Genomic DNA, 12,788 nt, shown 5'->3' with positions numbered 1-12,788 from the left:
AATTTTTATTATGCACATTGTAGCACTCAATACCTGCAAGGTATATTTATACTAAAAACAAAATATTTTTATGGAAAAAATTAGTGTTTTTCATTTTAACGTGCCGCATGAACCTATAAAATGCAACCATTGATATTTTCAACCTCATGGATAGTAATGATTATAAATATAAAAGCTTTTTTCAAGAAAACGCTACGTCACTTTAAGCTTTTTAGTTTGTTTTTTATAATCTGCTCTAGCCTTTATTTTATTTATAACATTTATAATATTAATAAATTACATGGCCAATATCTCACAACTTTAAATAATATCTATTCTGCTGCTCGTCGCTTTGGTTCTTTTTATAATAATACCGGTACAGAAGATTTAAAAGAAGGCCAATACTTATTTAACGGCGTTTCTGTCGTTGTCAACTCGTCAACACAAGCAAAAATATTATCAACAGGCATAAACAAGCTACGTTTACAAATAGATAAATTAGCTGAAAACCATATTTGGACAGTGGCTGTTTTTGAAACATCTGCTAAATATTCACATTTTGATCCGCTTCGCTCTGTGTATTTAAAACTCTATGATCATGTGGTACTTAACTCTATTGTTAAAAATGAAGGTCTAACAGATACCTATCAATCCTTTTATGGCTGTAATATAAAGCTAACGGATATATACACTGAACAAGGTACAGATGAAATTCTTCGTACTGTTTATTTCCCTATATATAATAATAAAAAATTAGACGCTTTATTAGCTATCGATATTAATAACTCAATGTTTAAGAATATATTAGATAATTATAATCGTAATAAAATGACAATTATCAATATGAATAATAATAACCTTTATCAAACCCATGATTTATTACCATGCTCAGAAGTTGATCCTATTCATTTAGGCGTTAATTTTTACACTCTACTAAAATTCACCTTTTTACCTTCTATATTATTAATGTTTTTATATCACTCTTTAACAAAACTTATTGCGAATAAAAACTTCATTTTACGTTATGACCAAATGACTCATTTTTATCGTCGTGATTTTTATGAAACAAAACTACTTAATCAGTCTGATTTTAATTTATTAATTATCGATATTGACCACTTCAAGAAAGTGAATGATAACTATGGTCATGAGGTTGGTGATGAGGTTATTCGAGCTGTAACTAAACGAATCAATAATTGTATTCGTAATAATGATATTGCCATTCGTTGGGGAGGAGAGGAATTTATGCTTTCATTCCCAAAAATGAATAGCGAGCAACTTACTAGAAAAGCCCAGCAAATATGTGACTCAATTGCGTTATACCCTATTTCTGATATTGATATTAGCGTATCTATTGGTGGTATTAGCGCAAAAAACATCCATTTTAATGATGCTTATAAAGCAGCGGATCAGGCACTTTACCATTCCAAAAACAACGGTCGAAATCAAGTTACCATTGTTTAAGCTTGGTATTTATAAAGCAACATAACAATACCATCACTTATGGTAAGCGTAAAAATGTACAAAAAATATAAATATATATTCACAATTTTGTTGCATCCTCTTGTCAAGGTTCTATCACTAAGGGTATAAATAGGGACATAACTATTTACTTACCCATGGATGACAAATATGTTTGAAAAGATTACAGCTGCACCCGCAGATCCTATTCTCGGTTTAACAGATGACTTTAAAGCTGATCCTAGAACACATAAAATTAACCTCGGTGTAGGTATTTATAAAAATGAAGCAGGCAATACTCCTGTTTTAGCGACAGTAAAAAAAGCCGAAGCAATTCTATTAGCACAAGAAACAACCAAATCTTATTTAGGTATTCCAGGTACGCCTGAGTATGGTCTAGCAGTACAACAACTTCTCTTTGGTGAAGACTCTACCCTAATTGCAGAAAAGCGTATTCAAACAGCACAAGCTCCTGGTGGTACAGGCGCTCTACGCGTTGCTGCTGAATTTATTAAACGCCAGTTAGGTGAGGTTACGGTTTGGATCAGTAATCCTACATGGGCTAACCACCATGGCGTATTTGGTGCTGCGGGTTTAGAGACTAAAACATACGGTTATTATAACGCTGACACAAAAGATATCGATTTTGATGCGACGATTACAGATCTTAATCAAGCAAAATCAGGTGATGTTGTCTTGCTTCACGGTTGTTGCCATAACCCGACCGGTATTGATCCAACCAATGCCCAATGGCAAACATTGGCTAAACTTTGCCTAGATAAAGGCCTATTACCTATGTTTGATTTTGCATACCAAGGCTTTGCTCGTGGTGTGGAAGAAGATGCTCAAGGATTGCGTATCTTTGCTGATCAAGTGCCAGAACTTCTTGTTGCAAGTTCATTTTCGAAAAACTTCGGTCTTTATAACGAGCGTGTTGGTGCTTTTACCTTAGTGGCTCAAAATGCACAACAAGCTGCAATTTCTTTTAGCCAAGTAAAATCAATTGCACGCGTTATTTATTCAAATCCACCAGCACACGGTGCTGCTATTGTTACTCAAATTCTCAACGATGCGGTATTGCGGGCAGAGTGGGAACAAGAAGTTGCTGACATGCGTGATCGTATTCAAGAAATGCGGGTACTTTTTGTAGCGACACTAAAACAATGTGGTGTCGACGCTGACTTTAGTTTTATTGAACGTCAAAATGGTATGTTCTCATTTTCAGGCCTCAACAAAGATCAAGTCGATCGTCTTAAAAACGAGTTTGCTATCTATATTGTTGGTTCTGGCCGTATCAGTGTTGCAGGCATGACAAAATCAAACATGCTGCCATTATGTCAGGGAATTGCTGCCGTTTTATAAGCAATAATAGCTAACATAAACCATAAAAAAGAGGATATTTATCCTCTTTTTTATCAACTATTGTAATAATAATATTAGCCTGATTTGTTTAATGGTAGAACATTACAATAAAGATCATGTTCATAATGTTTCTCTAGTTGTTCACGCCAAGGCCGCTGTGTTATTGGTACTAGATAAAACATTTCTCTTGTTGTGTCAGTGACAAACGCCATCCCTTGTCGCATAACTTCATAATGTATATCGTGAATATAGCCAAGAGAAAAACTCTGTCTCCCCGTCAGCATGTTGATATCTTCGCGACTAAAAGATACTCCCTGTGTGTCATCTGCAAATCGTTCAAGTAGCCAACCAGAAAATTCCTTTGCACTTATCATCGTCATAAGATCAGTTTCTCCGAATTTTACGCACTCCTTGAGAATCATTCTCTATCTAATAGTTATAGCAGAGTACAAAACAACCGTAACTGTTATTTATATAAAGATAATAATAGTCTAAATAATTACAGTAGTATTAAAGAGATGAAAAAAATAGCATTACGGAGAGAATTGAAACAAACAACAAAAAACCCGCTTCTTAACGAGAAGCGGGATTGGCATCTCTTAAAGTGCTTTATATAACACTTTATTCCCTGCCAACTGGATACGTTCCACTAACCCTTCTTCAGTTAGTTTTTTTAACGCACCGGTAGCCCAAGAAGCTGCTTTCGCATCTTCCTGACCTGCTTGTAAACCAATACCTTTGGGATTTAATCCGTCGGTATTATTAACGATAATGTCTAACACTTGTTGCTGTTTAGGCGTTAATGTCACCACTGATTTAGAAGCAACAACTGGCTGAACCGTCACTGCAACTTCTACTTTTTCAATTACTGTTTCAATTTTTAGAGTATCGTTAACTGCAGAGATGGTATTAGTTAAAAGGGGTTTCTGTTTATGCAGTTTTCGCTGGATATTACGTTTGTGAGAAATTCTCATGGTTTTATTTGCTCCGTTACACTACTTTCGATCACCACTATTTTCAGCGAGAAAAAGTGAGCGCGTTTTATACCAAGGTTATTTCGCAATTACCAGTAAACGATTATTTATCCATCAATAAATATGATCACTCGCAAATGAAAGTCAAATAATCATGAATTTTGGCATACTATAAGTAAAAACAAGCCTAAAAATCGTCATATTCATCGAAATACGTTTTAAAAATACACGTCTAAAATATATTTGATAACAGCATTGATAGAATTATTATAGCAATAATGGTCAAAGGAGGTCGTAATGGAGACGCTTCATATTCATGCAGAAAAATTAACACCCAAACATTATATTGGGTTATTTATCGCCATAATGACTATAACCCTCGCTTTTATAAGTTATTTCAAATCGCAATTATCAGCGCTTAGCGTTGGTATTATGGTTATTTTAATGATGTTAATGTTACTGCTGATGATAAAACTGATGAATTCGCCAACCGTCAGTTTTACACTGTCCTTTATGCACTGCCAATATCATAGTCGTTACGGTGGGTGGACAACAACATGGCACAATATTGCCGATATCGGTCATGCAACGCTGGGCACTCAGGGCTGGTACACATCCCTGCCTTGGATCGGCATTCGTTTAACAAATTATGATGATTTTATTGGTTCCATTTGCCCACGTGTCGCCTCTAGAATATTACTGGAACAACGTGTTTTACTGGCCATGGCGCTGAAATCTCAGCCTAATTCACCCTATCTACTTGAAGATATGCTATTTGATGACTCACCTTTTATTACAACCAATGGTGAGCAATTTCGTGGACTACAAGCCATGCTTGCCAACCGAATGCGTTATAATAGAATCTTCTTTGGGTTTGATTTTTTTATTGCTGATGATGTTATTGATAGGCCTGTTGCGGATTTCATTGGACTCTTACGCCGCTATAAAGCGGCAGCTTAACATTATGATAATGGTACCTTCGTGGCTGTTTGTACTTTAAGAAAAGGTAGTAATAATAATCCAATAAAAGCTGACGCCACAGATATCACCACAAAAAAACCAGTCCAATGGTAATGGTTCATAATGATTGCCAGCGGATATCCAGCTAACGCCGCTCCCATATAGGCAAATAACCCCACAAAACCCGTAGCGGCACCAACAGAGTCTTTATGAGAACACTCAGCAGCAGCCATACCAATCAACATTTGTGGCCCAAAGATAAAAAAACCAATCGCAAAAAAACAGCCAGATTGTAATATATAGCTCGTCACTGGCATTACCCATAACGCCGCAACCGCTAAGAATATGCCCATCGCAAACAGTAAAATCATTGGGCCACGATTACCACCAAACAATTTATCAGATCCCCACCCGCCAACCAACGAACCTAAGAATCCACCCACCTCAAATAATGACAATGCGCCATTCGCAGATAGTAAACTATAGTGATGCTGCTCGGTTAAGTAGAGATTTCCCCAGTCATTAATTGCTGTTCGCACGATATAAACTAATACATAGCTCACCGCAAGTAGCCACAAATACTTATTGGTTAATACATATTTAAATAATATTTGCCGCTGCGAAAGACCAATACCTTCATTTTCTTGAGCTATTTCTAAATGATCATGACGCCATGAACCAATACTGGGTAGCCCCATCGCTGTTGGCTTATTTCGCAATCGCCAACATAAGCCAAGACCAATCACAATCGCGATGATGCCAGGAATAAAAAAGCCATAGCGCCAGCCATAATGCAGCGTTAAAAAGCCAACCAGCAGCGGAATAAATGCACCACCAACATTATGGGCGGTATTCCAACATGACCACCATAATCCACGTTCAGATCGCGAATACCAACTCGTCAGCAGTTTAGAACATGCAGGCCACCCCCAACCTTGAAACCAAGCATTAGCGACCCACAGCAACGTAAACACCACAATAGAACTTGAAAAACCAAAACAGATATTAATAATACCGGTAGCAATTAAGCCAGTACCCATAAAATAACGCGGATTAGAACGATCAGATATCATTCCTGATATAAATTTTGAACAGCCATAAGTAAGGTAGAACAAAGTCCCCATCATACCGATGTCTGATTTATCCCAACCTAAATCAGCAATCATTGCAGGCATAGCATAAGTGAAGTTTTTACGGGTTAAATAAAATCCAGCATAACCAATATACATACTCACCATAATATGCAAACGCCAATATTTATAACGTTGTTCTATTGTCGAATGTGATAAATCAGCCATGCTACACCTGAGAATATAAATATATTTATGGTTATGCCAACGGTAATACAATTACCAATGTTGTGCCTGTTACTTGTTTTGGTAATACAAGATGCTGAGATTCATCATAATGGTTACTGATAATTGAACATTGCCCGCCTAACACTTCTACCCGCTCACGGATACCTCGTAAACCAAACCCCTTGAAGGCATCTTCTGCTTTAAATCCAATACCATTATCTTCAATTTGCAATCTGATTTTTTGGTCAATATTTAATTCAATAATAACTTCTGTCGCGTGTGAATATTTAGCAATATTATTTAAAGCTTCTTGGCAAATACGGTATAGCGTCACACTCGTGGTATCACACAATGGTTGCTGAGAGTGTCCCCATGCCATTGCAACATCTACGCCTTTATCTTCTAACTTTAAATCACAGACCACTTGCTCAACCGCTTTTGCTAAACCAAGATCATCCAGTGTCTTAGGTCGCAATCGTGATAACAAGCCCTTGGCCGTATCATAAACATTGAGCGATAACTGTTCGATAGTCGAAGCGCATTGTTGAGTAACAGGGGTTGTTTCTACTCGCTTTAAAATGCTCGCTTGCATTCTTATTGCGGTAATATTTTGGCCAATTTCATCATGTAATTCTCTTGCGACATCTCGTCTGACTGATTCTTCTGTTTTAATTAACTGTCGCGATAATACATGATTTTTCCCTAATTCTGCAGACAGTTTGCGGTTAAGATCCCGTTGACGTTGAATGCCTAGACCTAACAAAATACCGGTTAGACTTTGCGCTGATAGCGATAATAATAAATCGGTGATCTCCATATTATTAACATCACTTCGCGCCGCAATTAAGGCAATGCTATTAAGTAGCGTGCCTAATAATGCCCCTTGCCACCCATGCCGAAAAGCAAACACGATAATGGGTATCGCTAAACAAAATGGCGCAAAGCGACTTAATTCTTCTGGTAAGTTTATTTGCAAAAAGATGTTAGCAATAAAAAGTAATGCGTATAAGCATAGATCACGATAGCGTAATTCTAAGGGGCGAGAAATTAAAGCAACAGTCAGTGGAATCCAAGAACGGCTAAATAAAAAGCTCCATAATAAATAACACGTTGGCACTAACATTAAGCCGCCAGTGATACTAATAAGAAAGATCATCCCGGCAGGTGATACTGAGATTAAGTTAATAGAACTAAACACAATCACCACTACAACATTAATCGTGGCGGTTGATATAATGCTCACAGCCATGACTAATAATTGTCGCCACTGATCGCCATAATAATAACGTCGTAAACACCATAATAATGGCCACGATAAACCACTGGCTATTAATATTGGCCACCACGGTAAATCATTCAGCACTTTAGCCAATAAAACAATTAGCCCCCACTCAGCAATATAAATAAAAAGCCAATAGCGAGCAGCGGTATGTAAGGTTATGCCTAACCGCAAAGAGAAAGGAAACAATAAAATCGCAAGTGCTGGATCACCGACAAAATAAAAAGCAATCACCCACAAACAAAACCAGCTGCAAATAAAAAATAGACATCCGCCTAATGAAGTCAGTAGATATTGCCGCATTACAACACTTCTTGTGGAAAATATTTCGCTAATTCAACATTATTACTCACATTAAGTTTATCCATTGCATTAGCACGATGCACATGAACGGTTTTATGACTCAGCCCTAATTCAATCGCAACCGCTTTCACATCTAAGCCCGTTGCAAGCATTTCACTTATTTGACGTTCACGCTTGGTTAGACAGGCAACAGATTGCTGGTAAGGATCAATGTTACCTAACTGAGTCGTTATATCAGATCCTAAATAACATTGGCCAATAGCGACTTTTCGTACTGCTTGGATAAGCTCATCAGGGCTGCAGCGTTTACTTAAATAGCCTTTTGCTCCCGTCGTAAGTGCTTTATTCACGACTGTTGCCGTATCATGGACACTTAACATAATACATGCCATATGTTGTGATAAGTCTTCAAGTAACGTTAAGCCGCTCTCATTTGGCATTGATATATCAATAATACACACATCAACAACTTGCTTAGCTAATCCATCACGAGCTTCTTGGGCGGAGCTAAATTGACTAACCACTTTGATGTCTGATTCTAATGATAATAATTGCGCAAAACCAGAGCGGACAATAACGTGATCATCAACTAAAGCAACAGTAATCATGACGAAATATACCTATACAAGCATTAAAAAGAACAAATCCAACCCTAATGCGCATAAAATACCGTTTACAATAACCGTACGCAAGTTTTTGGCATGTTAATTATTAACAATAAAAAAACCCATAAAAAAACCACTGACAATAAAACTTATCAGTGGTCTCAAGTTAATCTATTTTGAACTTTTCGCTAACACATCATTAACCAACTCATTAATACAATGGCATTTCATCTGCTACAAACGGGTTTGTGACACGCTCGTGGCCAAAAGTAGACAATGGGCCATGTCCAGGAACAAATGTAACCTCATTACCTAAAGGCCACAGTTTGGTCTTAATCGAATTAACTAATGTTGGATGGTCACCTTGTGGAAAATCAGTACGACCGATACCACCTTTAAATAGCACATCCCCAACAAATGCTACTTTAGCATCTGCACTATAAAATATGACATGACCAGGTGTATGGCCTGGAGTATGAAATATTTGTAGGGTTTGGTTACCAACCTTAACGATGTCACCATCATTTAACCATTGCGTTGGCGCAAAGGGTTCCGTCAATGGAAAACCAAACATTTCACTTTGACGGGGTAAACCTTGCAGCCAAAAATCATCATCTCGTTGAGGGCCAATAATCGGCACATTTAATATCTGAGCAAGAGGCGCTGTACCACCTACATGATCTAAATGTCCGTGGGTTAATAATAATTGAGTAACGTTAACACCAAGTTCTTCAACTACTTGCTGAAGCTGCTGAATATCACCACCAGGATCAATAATCGCTGCTTGGTGAGTTTCATCACACCATACAATAGAGCAATTTTGCTGAAATGGTGTTACTGGCACAATTTTGTATTGAAGACTCATTCATAGTTCCTCGCTGAGACATTATGCAGCGCAGCATGCCACGAATATGACTAAAAATACAGATTGATACAGTAATAAACTACCCTCTCCAATTACGCACAGGCCCAGTATCGATATGAATAAATTGGCTATTTGGATAATAACCCACGCCACCAATATTTAAATCTAGCGCTGCTTTACGTATCTTAGCTAAAGGAACACCTTCAAGATTGAAGTCGATAGCCTGTGCTTTCATATGATAACTTTTCTTGGCAACACCACCACGCTTTGCCAACATCTTATTGGTCTTAGGTGAACGATAACCAGAAAAGAGCTGGGCGTAACCTTCATGACCAAGATAAGATTGAATTTGTGCAATTGCATCATATAAACGACGATCTATACGCGCAATTTCATTTTGGCGAAAATCACGGCAAAGATGATCTAAGCGTCGAACTTCTTTACCAACATAGGTTTTTCCATTGAAATATTTGGTTTCTAACTCTTCACCAGTATGTAAATTGCGCACTAACATTGTACGAGGTGTTGTTGCTTGAAAAGGACTAGCAATTGCAATATTGGGTAATACACATGCGCCTACTGCTAATCCACCTAATGTTAAAAATTTGCGACGACTAATATCTAAATTTGACATATCTTACACAACCGAAAAAATGACCTTTATTTCTAAAGCAATCCATATACCAATATCGCAAAACATTATCTTTAGTTAATAAATCAGTCAAATGCATGAGTCACATAAAATAAAACTTATATCTCTATTTTTAATATATCATTAGGTTACACTCAGTTATTATTGTAAGCAGAGGTTAATGACACCATATTTTGTTGTTGTCTATCATATTCATAAATATCAAACCGATAATTAACTTCTCCCTCATCATTAATCCATGCAGTTTGATAAATAATTTCTACTGGAACTTTTTTGTTTTTACTGAGTCTAATTGTGCGCGTTTTTTTACTTCTAGTATATGTGTTAAATTGCGATTCACTTTTGCCTGAATATTCTAATAATGCAAATGCCAGTGATTTAGACTCAAGTACACGCACACAACCAGAACTCAGTGCACGCTCATGCTTATTAAATAATACCGGGTATGATGTATCATGCAAATAAATAGCTTGGTTGTTAGGTATATTAAATTTATATAACCCTAATGCATTTTTTTTACCCGGTTTTTGACGCAAACGGTATGGGAATTTATTTGATGAAAATAGATTATAAGGAATTGAATTAATATTTATTTTCTCAGAACTTCCCCAGCTACGGATTACCTCATAATTATGGCGCTTTAAATAGCTACGACTGCGTCTGACCTTCGGCAAGATATCTCTTTTAGTAATTGAATTAGGGACATTCCAATATGGATTAAATACCACTGAATTAATCCTTGAGTTAAATATAGGTGTTTGTCGTGTTGGCCGACCAACAATCACTTTACTGGTCATGATCCAACGCCCCTCAAGCCATAAGTTCATATAATAATTAGGGATATTAACAACAACACCGGTATAAATAGTTGTTGACCATAGACGTAACCGCTGTGCATTTAATGCTAATAACCGTACTCGCTGAGTAACATTTAATGCAAGCCATTTCTGAGTTTGAGTACCAATAATACCATCACTATTTAAACCATGCCGCGCTTGAAAGCGCTTTACTGCCAGCACTAGGCTACCTGTATAACGCGATTTATGCTGCTGCTGATAACGCTTAGCTTCCCGTGGCGAAAAATCCCCTAATCGCTCAAGAACGGTGACTAAACTCGACATAAATTGGATTTCATTACCTGGCTCAGCGTTACCGTGAAAAGCAAATACCGGCCAACTAAAAGTTGGATTTGATTCGAGGCGATTAATTGATGCGACTAATTTCTTATATTCAGACGTTTGTGGTTTTAGGCGAACAATAAATTGATTAAATTGATTATTTTCATAATTCATCAGAATATTTTCAATGACAACCTGACTAGGTATGGGAAGTTGTAACGGTGGTTTTTCACCAAATAACCACATTTTTCCTTTACCCTGTAATTGTTCAATAAAACTGAGATAAATTAATAAGGTATCCATTGCTACAACATCATATTGTTGCCAGTTTCGTTGCGGCTGTAATTGAATAAGTAAATGGTATCTTGCTGTTAGCTCTTTATTGACTTGAGATAAACTAATGATTCGCAATTGATCAATAAAATCATTGATTGTTCGCTCATTTTGCCAAAATTGACTAAATCCCGTTGATGAATATAACTCAACTAAGGTTTTAGAATATTTAAGTCGGGTTATATTTGCATTGGCATCTGTGACCCATTGTTGCGCATGATTGAGCATATTCCGTGGTCGTACAGCAGTAGATGTCTTATTCAAAGGCCGTAAATTATCGTCACTAACAATAGGCTGAGAATAGACGCTGGATATCTGCCAAGAAAAACTAACACATACCGTGATGACAATTAAAAAAGTATCTTTTACTACAGCCATTAAATACCTCCGCAACCCATTTCCAACATTTCAAATAAAAATTTATTTGATGATTAAATGTAGAAGAAGATAATGCTCGTAATTCTTAAATATACAACAATGAGTCAACATTTAAGATAATTAGCTCTTTTAATGACAAATATATAATTTCAGAATCAGTAACAATATATCGCAACGATTACTCTCGTCACGTTACATTACGATGGTATAACTTAGCAGCTGGTATTGAGCACCAATGATTATCTCAAATAATAGCTGTTGGAGTAAATTTCGATTGTCTACTAATAGAGACATCTGCTTGCTATATCAGGTTAATGTTTGCGGTGAATGAGTAACAATCACCAATACGGCAGTGTAATTAATAATCATTTTCATTAATGCTGCATGGTAAACACATTTCTGAAATACTAAAGCTCGAGTTTAATAGCCTATAATTACATTTATCTACAAAAATTTTAATTAGAAACCGATAAACAGCAATGAAAAGACAAGAATTCTTGTATACTCTCACCCATCAAAATACCCTATACATCACGATGATTTTATATGGTTATTACGTACAAATTTAATTGGGAGAGTTAGATGGATAGGCACGAAGAAGTACTTATTGCTCTGAGACAAATTATTCGAGCAATAGATCTACATTCTAGGAAATTAAATAAGAATGCCGGACTGACTGGCCCACAGTTGGTATTAATGCGTGCAATCCGTGGTTCTGGCGAAATTACTATTCGCCAACTGTCTAACAACACTAATATGAGTCAAGCAACAGCTACGACTATTCTTGATCGTTTAGAAAAACGAGGTCTCGTTGTTCGTAAACGTAGTGTGCTTGATAAACGTAAAGTGCATGCACATCTTACGGAAGCAGGACTGGCCTTACTTGATAAAGCACCGCTGCCATTACAAGATAGTTTTATCTCTCAATACCAAGATTTGGAAGATTGGGAGCAATCATTACTACTTTCTTCAGTGCAACGCATTTCAACCATGATGAACGCTGAGCACCTTGATGTCGCACCACTACTTGAAGTCGGCAGTATCACCAAGCAAGAAAAAACCAATAGCGAATTAGACGAATAAACAGTTAATCGCTAACAACAGATAATAAAAAACCGATCATTTGATCGGTTTTTTGTATATGCTAATTTGTATTGACTAAATAGCCGCTAAGCAGTGTATTGCCAATATAACACGCTACACAGCACACTATTCTTCAGT

12 protein-coding genes are annotated in these 12,788 nt (G+C 36.8%); 4 read left to right on the top strand and 8 right to left on the bottom strand.

Annotated elements, in window-relative coordinates; genetic code table 11:
• The first annotated feature begins 156 nt into the window (after positions 1–156).
• Together G6R09_RS08240 and G6R09_RS08235 are read left to right on the top strand one after the other, a co-directional pair.
• Positions 157–1,443, top strand: a complete 1,287-nt coding sequence (locus tag G6R09_RS08240) for a GGDEF domain-containing protein (RefSeq protein ID WP_065166183.1) — start codon at positions 157–159, stop codon at positions 1,441–1,443.
• Between the two features lie 168 nt (positions 1,444–1,611).
• Positions 1,612–2,802: an amino acid aminotransferase gene (locus tag G6R09_RS08235; protein ID WP_065166184.1), complete on the top strand. Its 1,191-nt coding sequence runs from the start codon at positions 1,612–1,614 to the stop codon at positions 2,800–2,802.
• A 74-nt stretch (positions 2,803–2,876) separates the two neighbouring features.
• On the opposite strand, the gene G6R09_RS08230 is transcribed toward G6R09_RS08235, so the two are convergent.
• Positions 2,877–3,182: a hypothetical protein gene (locus G6R09_RS08230; protein WP_060996693.1), complete on the bottom strand. Its 306-nt coding sequence runs from the start codon at positions 3,180–3,182 to the stop codon at positions 2,877–2,879.
• Positions 3,183–3,401: 219 nt separating this feature from the next.
• Positions 3,402–3,776 (bottom strand): hypothetical protein, encoded by a 375-nt coding sequence (locus G6R09_RS08225; RefSeq protein ID WP_065166185.1) that lies wholly within the window; start codon positions 3,774–3,776, stop codon positions 3,402–3,404.
• Positions 3,777–4,073: 297 nt separating this feature from the next.
• Between G6R09_RS08225 and G6R09_RS08220 the strand changes: the two genes are divergently transcribed.
• A complete protein-coding gene (locus G6R09_RS08220; RefSeq protein ID WP_163921627.1) occupies positions 4,074–4,736 on the top strand; it encodes a DUF2982 domain-containing protein in 663 nt (220 codons plus the stop codon).
• 2 nt (positions 4,737–4,738) lie between these two features.
• On the opposite strand, the gene G6R09_RS08215 is transcribed toward G6R09_RS08220, so the two are convergent.
• From G6R09_RS08215 to G6R09_RS08190, 6 genes are all read right to left on the bottom strand, one after another.
• Positions 4,739–6,034, bottom strand: coding sequence for an MFS transporter (locus tag G6R09_RS08215; RefSeq protein WP_065166186.1), 1,296 nt, complete (start codon positions 6,032–6,034; stop codon positions 4,739–4,741).
• 31 nt (positions 6,035–6,065) lie between these two features.
• Complete coding sequence (uhpB, locus tag G6R09_RS08210; protein ID WP_163921625.1) at positions 6,066–7,616, bottom strand: signal transduction histidine-protein kinase/phosphatase UhpB; 1,551 nt, start codon at positions 7,614–7,616, stop codon at positions 6,066–6,068.
• Entirely contained in the window at positions 7,616–8,224 is a 609-nt protein-coding gene (gene uhpA, locus G6R09_RS08205; RefSeq protein WP_163921623.1) for a transcriptional regulator UhpA, read from the bottom strand. The genes uhpB and uhpA overlap by 1 nt, the downstream gene beginning before the upstream one ends.
• A gap of 208 nt (positions 8,225–8,432) precedes the next feature.
• Positions 8,433–9,086 (bottom strand): MBL fold metallo-hydrolase, encoded by a 654-nt coding sequence (locus G6R09_RS08200; protein ID WP_163921621.1) that lies wholly within the window; start codon positions 9,084–9,086, stop codon positions 8,433–8,435.
• 79 nt (positions 9,087–9,165) lie between these two features.
• Complete coding sequence (locus G6R09_RS08195; RefSeq protein WP_163921617.1) at positions 9,166–9,720, bottom strand: YcbK family protein; 555 nt, start codon at positions 9,718–9,720, stop codon at positions 9,166–9,168.
• Between the two features lie 152 nt (positions 9,721–9,872).
• Positions 9,873–11,567, bottom strand: coding sequence for a murein L,D-transpeptidase (locus tag G6R09_RS08190; protein WP_163921615.1), 1,695 nt, complete (start codon positions 11,565–11,567; stop codon positions 9,873–9,875).
• Between the two features lie 582 nt (positions 11,568–12,149).
• Here G6R09_RS08190 and G6R09_RS08185 point away from each other — a divergent pair.
• Entirely contained in the window at positions 12,150–12,650 is a 501-nt protein-coding gene (locus tag G6R09_RS08185) for a MarR family winged helix-turn-helix transcriptional regulator (protein WP_065166192.1), read from the top strand.
• Positions 12,651–12,788 lie beyond the last annotated feature (138 nt).

Source organism: Photobacterium sp. Alg240-V54, from assembly GCF_900537155.1.
Lineage (GTDB): Bacteria > Pseudomonadota > Gammaproteobacteria > Enterobacterales > Vibrionaceae > Photobacterium.
Note: the sequence above shows the minus strand (reverse complement) of the source record. Positions and strands in the feature narration are given on the sequence as shown.